Consider the following 15,524-nt stretch of genomic DNA (forward strand, 5'->3'; position numbering starts at 1 on the left):
CGGGAGAGCGCCCGGGCTCTCGGTCGGGGCGTCACCGGGAGGGGCCTCGCAGCCTCCGGCGCCGCTCCCAGAGGAGGAGGCCGAGTGCGAGAGTGAGCACCGACCCCCCGCCCAGGAGGAACGCGTCGGTGCTGGCGCCACCGGTCAGCGGCAGGCGTGTGGGGTCCACGGGGGCGTTGACGAAGCGGTAGACCGCCGTCTGACCGGCCGTGGGGGCCGTGATCGTCCGCGAGGCGACCGGGAACCACGTCGTCCCGGTCAGGCGCTCGAGACGCAGTTCCTGGTAGGCGAGGCGGCGGGTCGGATCCGTCGCCGCCTCGGACAGCGTGTAGCCGTGGCCCGGTCGCACCTCGAAGGTGCTCGCCGGGTTGCCCGCGGCGGCGTACTCCGCGCCGGCCCGGGTCTCCGTCGGGAGCGTCGCTCCGGCCAGTGCGGCGGGCGTCGCGGTGACGCGCCAGTCGGCCGCCTGGAAGCCGGTCTGGGGGCGCAGGACCTGCTTGACCAGGGTGATCGTCGCGCTGGCGTTGTCCACGGTGCAGGTGACGGCGGCACCGTTCGTCGGGGTCACGTCTCCGGCCGCGCTCACGGTGAGGGCGGCGCCGGTGTCGGTGCGGCACTGCCAGGGCCCGGTCTGCACGGAGGTGGCGGGGCCCCCGGTCTCGGCGAGCCGGTAGGCGGCACCCGGGGTGACGGGGATCGCCGACACGCCCGCGGAGCCCGCGCGGCCGGTCGGGCCGGGCAGGGCGCCGGTCGGGCCGGTGGCGCTGAGCGTGAAGTCACTGGGCAGCGCGCTGCCGGAGCTCACCGTCTTCACGAGCGTGAGGGACGCCGTGGGCCGGTTCACGATCGAGCACTCGACGACCGCCGCGGAGGCGATGCCGGTGAGGCTCGCGCTGATGACGGTCCCGGACTGCGAGAACGTGGTCGCCCGGGCGGTGCCGTTGACCGTGCAGGCGCCGCTGACGAACGCGAAGCCCGTCTGCTGCACCTCCGAGACGGTGAGCGTCGCCCGCGACGCCTCCGTGCCGAACAGGACGGTCCAGGCGGCCTGGCCTGCGGTGTCCGTCTGCTGGCGGGGCGACTGCTCCGGCAGCAGGGCGACGGTGCCGGCGGTGGCCGTCGCGGTCGTGCCCACGGTCCAGTCCACGCCGGGGCGGGTGGTGCCGGAGGCGTCCCGGATCGTCTTGGTGATCCGCACGGTGGAGGCGGGGCGCGGGGAGTTGAAGAAGGTGCAGGTGACGTTGACGCCGAGCCGGTTCGGGAGGGTGACCGTCCCGGTCGGGTTCGAGCCCGTGCTCACCCGCACGCCGTCCGCGTAGCACTCGTAGATGCTCGTGTAGGCGGTGATCGGGGAGGCGGAGCCCGCGGCCATCGCCTCCGAGACCGTCACCGTGCTGTTGATCGGAGTGGGGAAGGGGCCGATCTGCGCGGTCTGGCGGCCGGTGGTGGCGCCGGTGGTGGTGGCCGTGGCGAAGGGCGACGCCGGAGAGCCGGCGGCCGCCGTGAGCTGGAACTGGTCCGCCGCGGCCAGGCGCCCGACCACGCTCTTCTGCACGGTGATCGTGGCCGGTGAGGAGCAGCCGGAGAGGTCGACGGCGTTGACGCTCACGCGCGGCGTGCCGCTGACGCGGGTCCAGGTGGTGGCGTCGAACTCGTAGGCGCTGCCGGGGATGGCGGGGACACCGTTCGCGGCGGCGACGTCGCCGTTGGCGAGGTAGACGGTTCCGCGCGGCGAGAAGGCGATGCCGTTGATGTTGGCGAAGGCGGCGTCGGTCCCCGTCACGGCCTTCGCGATCGAGGTGTTCACCGGGAGGGTGCCGCCGGTCGCCGCAGCCAGGGCGTCGGCCGGCACGGTGAAGATCGCGGCGCTGCTGGCGTTGTTGACCGAGCCCGCGCCGACGACGTAGAGGTTGCCGCGAGCGTCGAACGCCATGTCGCCGTTGCCGTTGGGGGTTCCGGAGGTGGGGAAGGAGCCGACGAGGGCGAACCGGGTGGCGACGGGGTTGGCCTCGGTGAAGCTCCAGATGTAGAACTGGCCGCTCGCGAAGCTGCCGAACAGGTACCGGCCCGTCCGGAGGTCGACCGCGCCGGCGACGATGCTGCCGGCCACCTGCGCTCCGCCGGCCACGGTCGTGTACGCGCTGTTCGCGATCCTCTGGAAGCCGGCGTCCGGCGTCCACTTGAGGACGGCGTCGACGTCCGTCGCGTCGGACGAGCGGTCCAGCGCGTAGGCGAAGGCGCCGTTCGCGCCGACGCCGAGCGCGTTCGCCTCGGCGGTCCCCGACCAGCTGCCGATCGAGGTCAGGGATCCCGTGACGATGTCGGCCTGCTGCAGGGCGCCGGCCGCCGTGAGGGAGTAGAAGCGGCCGGTGTCGCAGAACAGGCGCGGCGTCTGCACCGTGTTCGTGAAGGTGCAGAGCACCTCCGCTCCCGCCTCGCTGGGGATCGTGATCGACCCGGCGGCGGTGGCTCCGGAGGCGATGACCGTGCCGCCGCGCGAGCACTCGTAGCTGTTGGAGTACCCCAGGCCTGCGCCCGCGGTCTGCGCCTCGGCGATCGTGTACGTCGCTCCGGACTGCACGGTGAGGCGGCTGATCTGCGCGGCCTGGATCCCGGTGGCGGTGCCCGTGGTGGTCGCCGACGCGAGGACCGTCGTGCCGCTGCGCACCGAGAGCGTGAACTGGTCGCCCGTGGCGCTGCGCACCGGCAGGTTCTTCCGGACGGTGAGGGTCGTCGCGGCCTGGATCGTCACCGAGGTGGGGGCGGAGGCGATGAGGCCGGTGGGAGTCGTGGTCCCGGTGCTGTACGTCCCGGCGGCGGCGGCCACCACGTCCACGGAGATCGTGCACGAGGTCGCACCCGCGGCGAGATCGCCGCCGAGCGTCGAGACGGTGGAGGATCCGGCGGCCGCGGTCACGGCGAACGCCGTTCCGGTGACGTCGGTGCAGGACCCGCCGACAGCCGGCGTCGGGGCCACGACGAGGCCGGCCGGGAGAGCGGTCGAGAAGCGCCAGTCCGCCTTCGCGAGGAGGTCGCTGGTGTTGGTGACCGTGTAGGTCAGCGTGGTCGGCACCGTCGCGGTCGGCACGGCCTGCGTGAAGGCCGCATCGAGAGCGGGGGTGACGTCGAGCACGCGGAGGTCGTCGACGGCGAAGGCGCTTCCCGTGCCGGTGACCGTGTTCACGAGCTGCACCTGGGCCGCGGCGATCTGCGCCGGAGTGAGGAGCGCGGTGCTCGTGCCGGTGTAGGCGGCGGCGCGAGCGGAGGCGGGGAGCGCGGGATCGACGAGCGAGCCGAGCCCGCCGACCAGCGGGAGGGTCGGGGACGTGTAGAACACGCTGCCGGTCGCGGCGCAGGGCACGACCGGTGCGGCGAATCCGGTGAGGACGGTGGACCCGCCCGAGACCAGGTTGAGGGAGAGGGACGCGTTGTTCGTCCCGCACTGCCCGCCGGCGGCGTTCATGCCGACGGCGTAGTAGCGGGCGGCGGGAGCGGAGACGCCGATCCCCGCGGCGCTCTGGGCGACGGTCGTGCCGCCGGTGACGGCGGCGTACGGGTACTCGACCAGGGCGTGGTTCGCCTGCGTGCCGGTGTTCGAGCCGTTGGCCGGTGCGGTGCTGGAGGTGGACCCCGGCACTCCGGCCGCCACCTGGCCGAGGACGTCCGCCATGCGGCGGGTCTCGCGTGCGGCCGACGATCCCGTGCCGACGGTGAGGAGGGGCCGGGTCGGGCAGAAGGCGGAGTTGGGGTAGGGCGCCGTGTAGTTGACCAGGACGCCGGTGCAGTTCGTGGCGGTCGACCAGCCGGTGGCGGCCGTGTAGCGGCCGTTCGCGTAGGCGGTGAGCGCGCTCGGGGTGGCGGTCAGACCCTGCTCGAAGGTCTCCGTCCACACCTGTCGCGGGGCCTCGGCGACGCCGGCCGCGAGCGTGGAGAAGCCTCCCGCTGCTCGCGCCGTCGCGGGCGGGCCGCGGTCCGACTCCTGATCGTCGTCCGAGGCCGCCGTGGGAGCGGGCGCCGATCCGGCGGGCGCCGTCTCGACGGGCTGCTCCGTCTCTGCGGCGCCGCGGGGTGCTGCGGGATCGGGCTCGTCCTGAGCGGGCTCCTCCGCCGTGGCACTCGGCGACTCCGCGGCCTCGGCGGGTGCCGACGGGGCGGACGTCGACGGGGCGGACGCTGACGGAGTGGGTGCCGAGGTGGCAGATGCGGAGGGGGCGGGTGCCGGATCGGCCTCGGGGGCTGCCGGCGGTGTCGGTGCGACGGGCGTCGGGAGAGGAGCGGGGGCGTCGCCGGCGACCGGATCCGCCTGGTTCGCGGCCTGAGCGGGAGACGAGGCGGAGACGTCGCCGAGCCCCCACGAGCCGACGAGGAGAGCGCCGATCGTCGCGAAGACGACGGCCCGCTTTCCGAGGCGCGACGGCGCTCGGTGCAGTGAGTGGCGGCGCCGCCGGGTCGTGAAAGCCATGGTTCTGCTTCTCAGTCGTGTTGTCGATCGTGGAGATGAGCGAAACGTCGACACGACGAACGACACGGATGTCGCAGCGAGTGCGGAGGCCCCAGACTCCGGAGGGGAGCACGCATTCCCCGCGGGCTTCCGAAGATGAACGTATAGGTCGGCCTCCCTCTCGCCATAGAGAAGTGAGCCCCCCTTGTCGGGGCCATAACCGATGAGAAAAAGACCGGGGTGAAGCCGAATATGGCGCCTTTTGACGGGTCCTCGCGAAGGAGTTCTAAGAAGTGAGCGCGCGCGACCGGCTCGGCTCACTCCTCCCGTCAGGTCCCGTGCAACGCTCGGGCCCCACCCGGCCACGTACTCGGTAGACGCCCGACCGACGAAGGATGGACCCGATGACGCGACGCACACTCGACGACCTGCTCTCCCGCAGCGACCCCGCGACCGACGACCGGGCGCCCGGTGTCCGCACCGCCCTGCACAGCGTGATCGCCGAGACCCGCGAACGCGCGCCCCGCCGTCCCGCGCGGTCGAGGGCGTGGTGGCTGGCGGCTCCCGTCCTCCTCGTCCCGGGTCTCGTGCTGGCGACCAGCGCCGGCACCGACGTTCGCTCGGTCCCCGACTTCACGATCCCGATCAGCTACACCACCGACTCCGGCGCAGCGGTGTCGTGCTCGATCGACTACTTCAACGGCGAGATCGACTACCGCGAGGTCACCACCTCCGCGACCGACTACCTGCGTGCGCAGGACTGGAACGGCATCGGCCAGCGGATCCACGACGACGCGCTCGCCTACACGACCGACCCCGCCTGGCTGGCCTCGGACATGAACAGCGACGGCCCCGGCCTCTCGGAGGAGACGATCCGCTGGCGCGCCTGGATCACCGCGGCGGACGACCACATCCTCGACACGATCCCCGAGGGCGTGATCGTCGAGGGCGACGGCGGCCTGGGCGGCAGCACCGACTGCACGGGAGAGCTGTGATGAGCGCCGGCGAGGCGGCGCCGTCCATGGCGCGCAGCGTCGTCCGCTCCCCCGCGCGCGACCGGGAGGCCGAGATCACGGCCCTGGTCGAGCGGGAGGCGCCGGACCTGCTCCGCTACTTCGCGCGGCGGACGGCGAGCCCCGAGGACGCCGCGGACCTCCTCAGCGACACCCTCCTGATCCTCTGGCGGAAGGAGCGGTCGATCCCCGAGGACGAGACGCGCGCGCGGATGTGGGCGTTCGGCGTCGCGCGGCGGGTGCTCTCGGGCCAGCGCCGCACCGCGACCCGGAGGAGCGCGCTCGTCGAGCGGCTGGCGGAGGAGCTCCGCATCACTCCGCCCGCGCCGGCCGACGACGCGGCCGAGGACGTCCGCGCCGCGATCGCGCAGCTGAAGCCCGTCGACCAGGAGATCATCACCCTCGTCTACTGGGACGGCTTCTCCCTCGCCGAGGCGGCCGAGATCCTGTCCCTCCGCGCCGCGACCGTGCGGAGCCGGCACGCGCGGGCGCGGGCGACGCTGCGGGACGCGCTGGGAGCAGCGATGTGAGGAGGGTGCGGGGCACGGTCGCACCCCTTCACCCGGCACCCCCGCCTGAGTAGCATCCCCCGCATGAGCAGGCTCGTCGTCTCCGTCCTCACCTCGCTCGACGGCCGCTTCGAGGGGCCCGGGCACGACCTCTCGGCGCTGCCGTTCGAGGACGCGTTCAACGACCACAACCTCGAGCTGCTGCGCCGCGCGGGCACGCTCGTCTACGGCGGCGGCTGGTTCCGCGACAACTGGGACAGCTGGAGCGCCGTCGCCGCGGACGGGACGGCGGGCGAGCGGGAGCACGAGACCGCGCGGCTGGTCACGTCGCTCGACGCGCTGGTGATCAGCGACTCCCTCGCTCCCGACCCGGAGGCGCCGTGGGCCGCCACCACCCGGATCGTGCCGCGGAAGCAGGGTCCGGCCGAGATCGAGCTGCTCAAGCAGGGCGACCGGGGTGACCTGCTGATGTTCGGCAGCGGCACGACCTGGAATCCGCTCCTCGAGCAGGGCCTGGTGGACGAGCTGATCGTCCTCGTCGGCGCAGGCCTCGCGGGCGGCGGGACGCCGCTCTACTCCGGAGCGCCGCAGCACGGGCTGCGCCTCCTCGACGCGACGGTTCTGCCGGACTCTGAGCTGGTGCGGCTCCGCTACGACGCGAGCGGGGCCGGCGAGCGGCCGCACAACCTCCGCTGAGACAGGGCGGCCTCCCTCAGGAGCCCACGCCCCTCCTCTCAGCTGACGTCGTACGCGCCCGAGGCCGGGGCAGCTGGTGAGAGCGAGCCTCCAGCGGACTCCTCCGGCCGGCGGAGTGCCCGAGCGCACAGCCGGACCCCCAGAAGCGCAGTCGCCGCGCCTCCCGCCAGCATCCCGGCCCCCACCACCGTCCACGTCGTCAGGCTGGAGCTCGGCGCGCCGAGCAGACCGTAGAAGAGCCCGACCCCGCTGCCGACCAGAGCGGCCGCGACCAGCGGGATCGCCAACGCCGATCCCTTCTCCGACCGCGTCCACGCCGAGCTGCAGAGAACGGCGACGGCGCCGATCAGCCAGCCGACGCCGGGGATCAGCAGCCAGCCGAAGGCGAAGACCAGGGAGGCCACGACCGCGAACCACCGACGGTGGAGGACCGTCCGGTCGTCACCGCGATGGACTCCGGCCTCGACTCCGCTCGTCATGCATCGGAGCCTACGGAGACAGGTGGCACCATGCGACGGAGTGGCGCGGGATCAGGCGGACGGCGCCACTCCCTCCTCCGCTCGGTGCTGAGGAGCCGGTCCTGCCGAGCCGGTCCTCGAGCGCTGACACTCGGCCCACCTGAGGCGCCTCCCGGCCTCCGCTCACCCCGCGACCGTCAGCGACACCTCGACCGCCACGTCCTCCGGCCCCTCCCCAGCACCGTCTGCCGCACCTCGACCCCGTCGAGCCGGAGGCCGCGGTCTCCGGCGGCGTCGAAGAGCGCGACGATCGCCGGATGCAGGGTCCCCTCGGGCAGATCCTCCCCGTCGCGAGGCCGCCAGGTGGCGACCAGCTCGGTGCGCGCCGGGAGGATCGCGGCGAGATCGGCGAGGTCGCCCGCCGCCTCCGCCGACGTCGGCCAGCAGCAGACGAGCTCCGCCGAACCCCGCTCGCCCGCCCGGAGCGCCGTCCAGAAACGTCCCGTCGGCCCGATCCCTGCCGCGTGCACTCGGGTGGCGAGTGCGCCGAAGATCTCGTTCGCCTCGTCGTCGCCCGGCCCGTCGGCCTCGTCCAGGGCGATCGTGAGGACCTGGCCGACGTAGGGCTGCGCCGGCATCGTCCGTTCGGCGACCTCGACCGGCACGGCGAGCGCTCGCAGCGCCACTTCGGCGGCCTCGAACGCCCGGTCCTCCTGCTCCCGCTCCGCGAGCACGCGCTCGCGATGCGCCTGCAACGCCTCCGCCGCGGTGCCGGCTCGAGTCGCCGACGCAACCTCGGGCAGCGGCACCCCCGCGCTCCGGAGCGCGCCGATCACGACTCCGGCCCGGACCTGCGCGTCGGCGTACCGGCGGTACGACGACCGCTCGTCGACATCCGCCGGGACCAGCACGCCCTTCTCGTCGTAGTGCCGGAGCGCCTTCACGCTCAGACCCGTGATGCCTGCGTACTCCCCGATGCCCACCATGCCTCCAGCATCCCGTCTCCCCCGGCGGGAGGGTCAACAGGCGGGAGGGTCAACGGGCGGGAGGGTCAACGGGCGGGGGTGCCGACGCGGGACGGACAGCAGCGGAGCGGGCAGCAGCGGAGCGACGGGAGCCGGGCGGGCGGCAACGTATCCGGCGCCGGCGGATCCGACACGGCCTCACGCCGACGCTTCAGCTCTCGCGCTTCAGCCCGCGCGCCTCACCGCGAGCTCACCAGCCCTCGGGCCCCGCGCTCCCCGCCTCGTACTCGTCCAGCGGAGCGTCGCCCGCGGCCCAGGCGGAGAGCACCGGAGTGATGATGCGCCAGCACTGCTCGGCCACGTCGCCCGGGACCGAGAGCAGGGTGTCGCCCTGCAGGATCCCGGCGAGGACCTGCGCGTAGGGGTCGAGCGTGGCCGCGCCGGGCTGCGCCGTCAGGGTGGTGCGCTCGAGATCGGTCAGCTCGTCGGCGCTGTTCACGACCAGGTCGAGGCTGACGTCGCCGCCCTTGAGGCCGATCCGGAGGACCGACCCGGCGTCGCCCTCGGCCGCCTGCAGGCCGCGCGGGGGCGTGGCGGCGCGGAAGTGGATCGCCACCTCTCGGCGCGGGTCGCCTATCGCCTTGCCGGAGCGGAGGACGAAGGGGACGCCCGCCCAGCGCGGGGTGTCGACCTGGAGCAGCAGCTGCGCGAGGGTCTCGGTGCCGGTCTCGGGGTCGACGTCGGGCTCGTCGACGTAGGAGGGGAAGAAGCGGCCGTCGACGCGGCCCTCGGTGTAGCGGGCTCGGCGGGCGGAGGAGGGGTCGTCGCGCCAGAGCCGCACGGCGCCGAGCACCTCGGCCATGCGCGCGTGGACCTCGTCGGGCGCGACCTCGTCGGGGCGCTCCATCGTGGTCAGCGCGAGCACCATCAGGAGGTGGCTCTGCAGCATGTCGCGCAGCGCGCCGGTCTTCTCGTAGAAGGCCGCGCGGCCCTCGATGCCGAGCGTCTCGTCGTAGACGATCTCGACCTTCTCGATCCACTCGGCGCTCCAGCTCGCCTCGAGCAGGCTGTTGCCGAAGCGCAGGCCCAGCATCCCCAGCACGGTCGCGTTGCCGAGGAAGTGGTCGATGCGCCAGAGGCGGCTCTCGGGGAGGACCTTCGCGAACGCCGCGTTGAGGGCGATCGCGTCGTCGAGGTCCTCGCCGAACGGCTTCTCGACGGCGACGACCAGCTCCTCGGGCAGGTCGAGCTCGGCGAGCGAGGCGGCGACCTTGTGCCCCATCGCCGGCGGCAGGGCGACGTAGAGCACCGGAGTCGACGGGCAGGCGTCGAGGAGGGCCTTCAGCTGCTCCGGGTCGGAGGCGTCGGTGGCGACGAAGCGCGCGCGCGACGCGAGGGCCTCGACCGTGTGCGCGGCGACTCCGGCCGCCTCGAGGCTGCGGCGGACGAGGCTCTGCCACTCCTCGTCGGTCTGGGGCGTGCGCGCCGCGCCGATCAGCGTGAGCTCGAGGTCGCGCGCGAGCTCGGCCACCCGGCCCAGGCCCGGCAGCAGCAGCCGCTCGGTGAGGTCGCCGCCCGCTCCGAGGATCGCGATGCTCCGCCGCTCGCTCCCCAGTGCCGCGGCCTCGGGGATTCCGATCTGCTCCGTCATGGTGTCTCCCTCGTAGCCGTCGTGAGTCAGCGGCCACAGTACGCGCCGGGCCCTGGCGCGAGGCCGGGAGCCGGGAGGGGTTGAGGAAGCGGGCGCGGAGTGGCAGGGCGGCGCGGTCGGGAGCGAGAGAGCTGGACAACCTCCGCTGAGACGCGGCCTGCCGTGTCGGGGCAGGGACCCCCCTTCTCAGCCGACGTCGGGCCGCGACCCACGACGCCCGGCCCGCCGCAGCCGTCCCGCACAGCACGTCATCCCTCTCCGGTGCCGTCCGGCGGTACCCTGCCCGCATGCGCCTGCGCCAGGTCGTCCTCGACACGGAGGACGCCCGCGCCCTCTCCGCCTTCTACCTCGCCCTGCTCGGCGGCGAGTACCGCCCCGGCGACGAGCCGCCCGCGGACGGCTCGGACGACGAGGCGGAGTGGGTCGCGATCGTCACCGCCGACGGCGCGAAGCTCACGTTCCAGCGGGTGGCCGCCCTGCCGCGCGCGACCTGGCCGGAGGGGCCCGTCCCGCAGCAGCTGCACCTCGACTTCATGGTCGCGGACGCCGACGAGCTCGACCGGCAGAAGACTCGGGCGCTCGCCCTCGGCGCCGAGCTGATCGAGGACAGGAGCGACGACCCGGAGGAGGCGCTCCACGTCCTCGCCGATCCGGCGGGCCACCCGTTCTGCGTCTTCGTCGCGCCCGACTACCCGGCGGAGTAGGGGCGCGCGGCTTCAGCGAGCCGCACGCGTCGGATCACATGCCGGTGATCGTGACCGTCGTCGTCGCCGCGATCACCGCGGCTCCCGTGACGCTCGCGGCGGTTCCCGCGAGGACGGCGGCGGCCGCCGGCCCTGCCCAGTGCTGCGCCGCGAGCGACCGGATCGCCTGCCGGTCCGGGATGCCGGGCCTCGGCGAGAGCGCTCCGGCCGCGTCGAGCAGGCCGATGAGCGCCGCGTCCGACGGAAGGGGCGCCGTCCGAGCCGCGAGGACCTCGGCGACCCGGATCCGCAGCCGCTCGTCCTCCGCCGGCTCCACGGCGGCGACCCGCTCGAGGAGGGCGGCATGCAGCTCCCTCCGCGTGAGGCGGGCGATCCACCAGGAGACGCTGCGCGGTGCTCGCTCCGCTGCGATCCACCCGAGTGCCCCGTCGAGCACGGCGTCCCCGAGCGCCGACCGCTCCGGCCCGAGGGCGACGGCTCCGGCGTCCACCTCGACGCGCCGCTGGAGGGAGAGCTCCGCGAGGACGGAGGCGGCCAGGACGGTGTCGAGAGCGCCCGACGAAGCCGCGGGCCGCCCGTCGCTCCGCCGCAGCAGGAGGAGGAGAGCGACGGGGAGGGGCGGCTGCCCGGCTCCGGGGGGCGCAGCTGCCGGCGGGGTGGTGGGAGCGGGCTGTTCCGAGGAGTTCCGTGTCGAGTCGTCCATCCCTCGAGCCTGACACCCGACCCGTCGAGACCGCATCCGCCGGGCGACGGGTCCTCCGTCGTCCGACCGATCGACCGGCCGGACACGCCCGAGAGCCCACGTCGCGCCCCGAAGCGGACCGCTCCTCCGCCACATCGGGCGTCAGACCACCCCCGCCGCCGTCCCCGACACGATCAGGTCGGCGCGGTCGCGAGTGGCCTCGATCAGCAGCGCGTTCCGCCCGTCGACCTCGGAGGCCCAGGCGGAGGCCGCCTCGGGGGCGCGGCCGAAGGAGACGTGGCGGTCGACCAGGCGCTCGAAGCGCTCGGTCTCGGGAGTCGCGCAGAACCAGGCCTCGTCGAACTCGGCGCGCAGCAGCGCCCACGGGCCCTCGTCGACGAGGAGGTAGTTGCCCTCCAGCACGACGAGCGACGCGGAGGGGTGCACGGCCAGCGCGCCGGCCACTCCCTCGTCGACGGTGCGCTCGAAGGTGGGCGCGTAGACGACGTGGTCGGTCTCGGCGCGCAGCCTCCGCACCAGGGCGAGGAAGCCCCAGCCGTCGAACGTGTCGAGGGCGCCCTTGCGGTCGTGGCGGCCGAGCTCGTCGAGCGTGGCGTTGGCGAGGTGGAAGCCGTCCATCGGCACGAAGGCGGCGGTCCCCTCCCCCGCGAGCTCGCTCGCGCGGGCGACCACCGCCCGGGCGAGCGTGGTCTTGCCGGCCCCGGGGCTGCCGGCGATCGCGACGATCGCGCGGCGGCCCGGCGAGGTCAGCGCGAGCGCGCGCCCGGCCAGCTCGTCGAGGCCGGGCCGCACCGCGTCGGGCGCGACCTCGGTCTCAGGCCTCGCCACGGCTGCTCTCCAGCGCGTTCACCAGGAAGCCGTGGGCGTGGCGGGCGAGCGCGGGGCCGTCGTTCCAGAGGTTCCGCCACACGGCGAGGTCGTTCGAGAGGGTCGGCGAGACGACGGCCGACGAGAACGACTCGAAGGTGATGGGTCCGCGGTAGTCGATCGCGGCGAGGGCGTGGAAGAACGTCGTGAAGTCGAGGTGGCCGCTGCCGAGGTAGCCGCGGTGGTTCTCGCCGATGTGGACATACCCGAGACGATCCCCGACGAGCAGCACCGGGCGGAAGAAGTCGTCCTCCTCGATGTTCATGTGGTACGTGTCCAGGTGGATCAGGACGTTGTCGGCGCCGATGTCGTCGGCGAGGCGCAGGGCGTCCGCGGCGGTGTTGATGACGTTGGTCTCGTAGCGGTTGCAGATCTCGAGGCCGAGGGTCATGCCCTTCGTCGAGGCCTCGGCGGCGAGGTCGGTCAGCACCGAGACGACGTTCGCGCGGCCCGCGGCCGAGAGGGGCGCGCTGTACTTGCCGAGCGCGCTGTAGAGGGCGCCGGTGAAGTGGGTGCCGCCGAGCGCGTGGGTGGTCTCGAGGGAGTCGGCGAGCAGCTTCGCGCCGCGGGCCACCACCTCCGGGTCGTCGCTGGAGACGTCGGCCGAGAAGGCGAGGCCGCGCGAGCAGACGATGCCGAGGTCGTTCGCCTCGAGGGCGGTGCGGGCGGAGGCGGTGTCGAGGTTCTGCACGTCGTGCAGCGAGAGCTCCAGCAGGTCGAATCCGGCCGCCTTGGTCTGCTCGATCGTCGCGGTCACTTCGTCGGGGGTGGTGCCGCCGGCGAAGACGAGGGCGTGCACTCCGAGAGGGTTCGTGGTCATGGTGGTGCTCCTTGGTTCGAGAGGTTCAGGGGCGGCGTCGGGCCGCGGGGTCGGTGTCGAGCAGGTCCGCGAGGAACGCGTGGCCGGAGGTCGCGAGGGCGACGGGGTCGTGCCAGAGCTCGCGCCAGAGGCCCATGCCCTCGGCCGAGGCCGGGGGCTGGACGGCGGGCGAGAAGCTCTCGAGGGTGAGCGGGCCGCGGTAGCCGGAGTCGGCGAGCGCCGCCGCGAGCCCAGTCCAGTCGGTGCTCCCGGTGCCCAGCTCTCCGCGGTGGTTCTCGGAGGCGTGGAGGTAGCCGAGCAGGTCGCCGGCGTCGCGGACGGCGCTCGCGAGGTCGACCTCCTCGAGGTGGGCGTGGAAGGTGTCGAGGTGCAGGAGCACGTTCGGCGCGTCGAGCTCGCGGAGGAACGCGGCGGTCTGGGCGGCCGTGTTCAGCAGGTTGCTCTCGTAGCGGTTCACGTACTCCGCTCCGACGACGACGCCGGCGGGAGCGGCGGCTTCGGCGACCCTCCGCAGCACGTCGAGCGAGCGCGAGCGGGCAGCCGCGTCGGCCGCGTGCTCGTACTTGCGCATGGCCGAGTAGGTGACTCCGCCGACGTACCGCGCGCCGATGGCCTCGGCGAACCGCACGGCCGCCAGCAGCCGCTCCTCGCCGCGGCCGGCCGTGGCCTGGTCGGTGATGTCGGAGTCGGCGTCCAGCGCGAGCGAGACGACCGCGTCGATCCCGTGCTCGTCGAGCAGGTCGGCGGTCCACGCGGAGGCGTCGGGGTCGGCGGGAGCCGGGATCTCGATCAGGTCGAAGCCGATCGAGGCGGCGGTGCCGATCGCGCGGCGCCCCGACTCCGGCGTCCAGTCGCCGACGAGCAGGCCCGCGTGGACCCCGATCGGCGACGAGCGCTCCGTGCTCCCGCGGTGCAGGAACTCGGGGTGCATCAGGCGGCCTTCGCGCCCGTGATCAGCGAGACGAGCTCGTCGCCGCTGGTCTCGGCGGTGCGGCGGCCGGCGACGGCGAGGCCCGCGCGCATCACCCACACCTGGTCGCTCAGGCGCATCACCTGGTCGAAGTTGTGGCTGATCAGCAGCACGGCCACTCCGGCGTCGCGCAGCTTGAGGATGATCTTCTCGACGCGCGCCGTCTCCTGGACGCCGAGCGCCGCGGTCGGCTCGTCCATGATCACGATCTTGCTGCCCCAGCCCGCGGCCCGGGCGATCGCGACCGCCTGGCGCTGGCCGCCCGAGAGGCGGCGGACCTTGCTGGTGACCGGCGGGACGTTCACGGCGAGGTCGCCGAGAAGCTCCTGGGCCGTCTTCTTCATCTGCGTCCGGTCGAGGAACCGCACCCCGGGCACGCCCTTGGTGAGCTCCCGGCCGAGGAAGAAGTTCTGCCACACGGTCAGGTCCTCGACCAGGGCGAGGGTCTGGTGCACCGTCTCGATGCCGCCGTCCCGGGCGCCGAGCGGAGTGGTGAAGTGCACCACGTCGCCGTCGAGGGTGATGGTGCCGGAGTCGGCGGGGTGCACTCCGGAGAGGCAGCGGACGAGGGTGGACTTGCCCGCGCCGTTGTCGCCGATCAGGGCGGTGATCTCGCCGCGGCGCATCGACATCGACGCTCCCTTGAGAGCGTGGACGCCGCCGAAGGACTTCTTGATGTCCCGCGCTTCGAGCAGGATGTCGCTGGTCATGGCTGGGCTCACTTCTTCTGGTAGCGGGTGATGAGGGCGGCGAGCACGACCACCAGGCCGACGGCGAGGGGCTGGTAGAACTGCGAGACGCCGAGCAGGGTCAGGCCGTTGGTCAGCGCGGTCAAGAGGAACGCTCCGATGATCGGGCCGACGATCTTCGCCTTGCCGCCGGTGAGGCTCACTCCGCCGAGCACGACGGCCGCGATGGAGTTGAGCAGGTACTGCGTGTTGATGGCCGGCTCCGCGGCGCCGACGCGGGCGACGAGGAGGAGCGAGCCGACTCCGGCGAGGACGGCGGCGATGATGTACACCGCGATGCGCACGCGTCCGGCCTTGATGCCGTTGGCGACCGCGCTCTCCTCGTTGCCGCCGACCGCCTGCACGTGCAGGCCGAAGCGGGTTCGGAACATGACGACCCAGGCGACGACTCCGATGACCGCGGCCAGGATGATCGGGTAGCCGATGATCCCGATCGAGCCGGTGGTGAGGCGGAGCAGCTCGGGGCTGCCGACCGTGATCGGCTTGCCGTCGGAGACGATCAGCGCGAGACCGGTCGCCACCGAGAGCGTGCCCAGTGTCGCGATGAAGTCGGTGACCTTGCCCTTCGCGATCAGGAAGCCGTTGATCACTCCGATCAGCCCCGCGAAGAGCAGGGCCGCGAGCGCCGAGAGCCAGAAGCCCCAGCCGGCGCTCCAGCCGATGCCGAAGCCGACCGCTCCGACGGTCATCGTCGCCGAGATCGAGAGGTCGATGCCGCCGGTGGTGATGACGAAGGACTGGCCGATCGAGAGGATGACCAGGATCGCGGCGGCGACGAGCATCGCCTTGATGTTGCCGAGGCTGAGGAACGTCGGCGTCGCGATCGAGAACACGATCACCAGGGCGACGAGCCCGATCGGTGCGGCGTTCTCGGCCCAGAAGCTGAGCTGACGCAGGTTCGCCAGCAGCGGGGAGGCGCTGGCCGGGGGTCGGGCGGTGACTGAGGTCATGGTCGCTTCCTGGGTTGCCATGGGCGGG

General features: G+C 73.4%; 14 protein-coding genes. 4 read left to right on the forward strand and 10 right to left on the reverse strand.

Features of this window, described 5'->3' with window-relative positions; translation table 11 throughout:
- Nucleotides 1-31: 31 nt before the first annotated feature.
- Nucleotides 32-4,462 carry an LPXTG cell wall anchor domain-containing protein gene (locus tag C5C99_RS00445; RefSeq protein ID WP_104339425.1) on the reverse strand — a complete coding sequence of 1,477 codons (4,431 nt, stop codon included), beginning with the start codon at nucleotides 4,460-4,462 and terminating at the stop codon, nucleotides 32-34.
- A 383-nt stretch (nucleotides 4,463-4,845) separates the two neighbouring features.
- Here C5C99_RS00445 and C5C99_RS00450 point away from each other — a divergent pair, with 383 nt between their 5' ends.
- The 3 genes from C5C99_RS00450 (at nucleotide 4,846) to C5C99_RS00460 (ending at nucleotide 6,659) form a co-directional block, all read left to right on the forward strand.
- The gene (locus tag C5C99_RS00450) at nucleotides 4,846-5,436 is read left to right on the forward strand and encodes a hypothetical protein (RefSeq protein ID WP_104262552.1); all 591 of its coding nucleotides are present in this window, start codon (nucleotides 4,846-4,848) and stop codon (nucleotides 5,434-5,436) included.
- Nucleotides 5,437-5,462: 26 nt separating this feature from the next.
- Nucleotides 5,463-5,984 (forward strand): RNA polymerase sigma factor, encoded by a 522-nt coding sequence (locus C5C99_RS00455; RefSeq protein ID WP_104233024.1) that lies wholly within the window; start codon nucleotides 5,463-5,465, stop codon nucleotides 5,982-5,984.
- Between the two features lie 63 nt (nucleotides 5,985-6,047).
- Nucleotides 6,048-6,659 carry a dihydrofolate reductase family protein gene (locus tag C5C99_RS00460; RefSeq protein ID WP_104261670.1) on the forward strand — a complete coding sequence of 204 codons (612 nt, stop codon included), beginning with the start codon at nucleotides 6,048-6,050 and terminating at the stop codon, nucleotides 6,657-6,659.
- A gap of 38 nt (nucleotides 6,660-6,697) precedes the next feature.
- Here the strand turns inward: C5C99_RS00460 and C5C99_RS00465 are convergent, their stop codons facing one another.
- From C5C99_RS00465 to C5C99_RS00475, 3 genes are all read right to left on the reverse strand, one after another.
- Nucleotides 6,698-7,138, reverse strand: a complete 441-nt coding sequence (locus C5C99_RS00465) for a hypothetical protein (protein ID WP_104261669.1) — start codon at nucleotides 7,136-7,138, stop codon at nucleotides 6,698-6,700.
- A gap of 176 nt (nucleotides 7,139-7,314) precedes the next feature.
- Nucleotides 7,315-8,103 (reverse strand): MerR family transcriptional regulator, encoded by a 789-nt coding sequence (locus C5C99_RS00470; protein WP_104339426.1) that lies wholly within the window; start codon nucleotides 8,101-8,103, stop codon nucleotides 7,315-7,317.
- Nucleotides 8,104-8,332: 229 nt separating this feature from the next.
- Nucleotides 8,333-9,733 carry a glucose-6-phosphate dehydrogenase gene (locus tag C5C99_RS00475; protein ID WP_104339427.1) on the reverse strand — a complete coding sequence of 467 codons (1,401 nt, stop codon included), beginning with the start codon at nucleotides 9,731-9,733 and terminating at the stop codon, nucleotides 8,333-8,335.
- A gap of 287 nt (nucleotides 9,734-10,020) precedes the next feature.
- Here C5C99_RS00475 and C5C99_RS00480 point away from each other — a divergent pair, with 287 nt between their 5' ends.
- Nucleotides 10,021-10,437 carry a VOC family protein gene (locus C5C99_RS00480; RefSeq protein WP_104262559.1) on the forward strand — a complete coding sequence of 139 codons (417 nt, stop codon included), beginning with the start codon at nucleotides 10,021-10,023 and terminating at the stop codon, nucleotides 10,435-10,437.
- 34 nt (nucleotides 10,438-10,471) lie between these two features.
- On the opposite strand, the gene C5C99_RS00485 is transcribed toward C5C99_RS00480, so the two are convergent.
- From C5C99_RS00485 to C5C99_RS00510, 6 genes are all read right to left on the reverse strand, one after another.
- Nucleotides 10,472-11,140, reverse strand: a complete 669-nt coding sequence (locus tag C5C99_RS00485; RefSeq protein WP_181067893.1) for a GPP34 family phosphoprotein — start codon at nucleotides 11,138-11,140, stop codon at nucleotides 10,472-10,474.
- 141 nt (nucleotides 11,141-11,281) lie between these two features.
- Nucleotides 11,282-11,968 carry a nucleoside/nucleotide kinase family protein gene (locus C5C99_RS00490; RefSeq protein WP_219813593.1) on the reverse strand — a complete coding sequence of 229 codons (687 nt, stop codon included), beginning with the start codon at nucleotides 11,966-11,968 and terminating at the stop codon, nucleotides 11,282-11,284.
- Complete coding sequence (locus C5C99_RS00495) at nucleotides 11,955-12,827, reverse strand: sugar phosphate isomerase/epimerase (RefSeq protein WP_104339428.1); 873 nt, start codon at nucleotides 12,825-12,827, stop codon at nucleotides 11,955-11,957. The genes C5C99_RS00490 and C5C99_RS00495 overlap by 14 nt, the downstream gene beginning before the upstream one ends.
- Before the next feature lie 25 nt (nucleotides 12,828-12,852).
- The gene (locus C5C99_RS00500; protein WP_104339429.1) at nucleotides 12,853-13,758 is read right to left on the reverse strand and encodes a sugar phosphate isomerase/epimerase; all 906 of its coding nucleotides are present in this window, start codon (nucleotides 13,756-13,758) and stop codon (nucleotides 12,853-12,855) included.
- On the reverse strand, nucleotides 13,758-14,507 hold the full coding sequence (locus C5C99_RS00505) for an ATP-binding cassette domain-containing protein (RefSeq protein ID WP_104222715.1): 750 nt from the start codon (nucleotides 14,505-14,507) through the stop codon (nucleotides 13,758-13,760). The genes C5C99_RS00500 and C5C99_RS00505 overlap by 1 nt, the downstream gene beginning before the upstream one ends.
- An 8-nt stretch (nucleotides 14,508-14,515) precedes the next feature.
- Nucleotides 14,516-15,496, reverse strand: coding sequence for an ABC transporter permease (locus tag C5C99_RS00510; RefSeq protein WP_104222714.1), 981 nt, complete (start codon nucleotides 15,494-15,496; stop codon nucleotides 14,516-14,518).
- Between the last annotated feature and the right edge of the window lie 28 nt (nucleotides 15,497-15,524).

This window comes from Rathayibacter sp. AY1C4, from assembly GCF_002932195.1.
Taxonomy (GTDB): Bacteria; Actinomycetota; Actinomycetes; order Actinomycetales; family Microbacteriaceae; genus Rathayibacter.

Excerpts from the sequence above, each read along its gene's own strand:
- C5C99_RS00475 (WP_104339427.1), bottom strand. The coding sequence starts at position 9,733 with ATGACGGAGCAGATCGGAATCCCCGAGGCCGCGGCACTGGGGAGCGAG.
- C5C99_RS00460 (WP_104261670.1), top strand. The coding sequence starts at position 6,048 with ATGAGCAGGCTCGTCGTCTCCGTCCTCACCTCGCTCGACGGCCGCTTC.
- C5C99_RS00465 (WP_104261669.1), bottom strand. The coding sequence starts at position 7,138 with ATGACGAGCGGAGTCGAGGCCGGAGTCCATCGCGGTGACGACCGGACG.
- C5C99_RS00495 (WP_104339428.1), bottom strand. The coding sequence starts at position 12,827 with ATGACCACGAACCCTCTCGGAGTGCACGCCCTCGTCTTCGCCGGCGGC.
- C5C99_RS00480 (WP_104262559.1), top strand. The coding sequence starts at position 10,021 with ATGCGCCTGCGCCAGGTCGTCCTCGACACGGAGGACGCCCGCGCCCTC.
- C5C99_RS00485 (WP_181067893.1), bottom strand. The coding sequence starts at position 11,140 with ATGGACGACTCGACACGGAACTCCTCGGAACAGCCCGCTCCCACCACC.
- C5C99_RS00500 (WP_104339429.1), bottom strand. The coding sequence starts at position 13,758 with ATGCACCCCGAGTTCCTGCACCGCGGGAGCACGGAGCGCTCGTCGCCG.
- C5C99_RS00445 (WP_104339425.1), bottom strand. The coding sequence starts at position 4,462 with ATGGCTTTCACGACCCGGCGGCGCCGCCACTCACTGCACCGAGCGCCG.
- C5C99_RS00470 (WP_104339426.1), bottom strand. The coding sequence starts at position 8,103 with ATGGTGGGCATCGGGGAGTACGCAGGCATCACGGGTCTGAGCGTGAAG.
- C5C99_RS00450 (WP_104262552.1), top strand. The coding sequence starts at position 4,846 with ATGACGCGACGCACACTCGACGACCTGCTCTCCCGCAGCGACCCCGCG.
- C5C99_RS00455 (WP_104233024.1), top strand. The coding sequence starts at position 5,463 with ATGGCGCGCAGCGTCGTCCGCTCCCCCGCGCGCGACCGGGAGGCCGAG.
- C5C99_RS00510 (WP_104222714.1), bottom strand. The coding sequence starts at position 15,496 with ATGACCTCAGTCACCGCCCGACCCCCGGCCAGCGCCTCCCCGCTGCTG.
- C5C99_RS00505 (WP_104222715.1), bottom strand. The coding sequence starts at position 14,507 with ATGACCAGCGACATCCTGCTCGAAGCGCGGGACATCAAGAAGTCCTTC.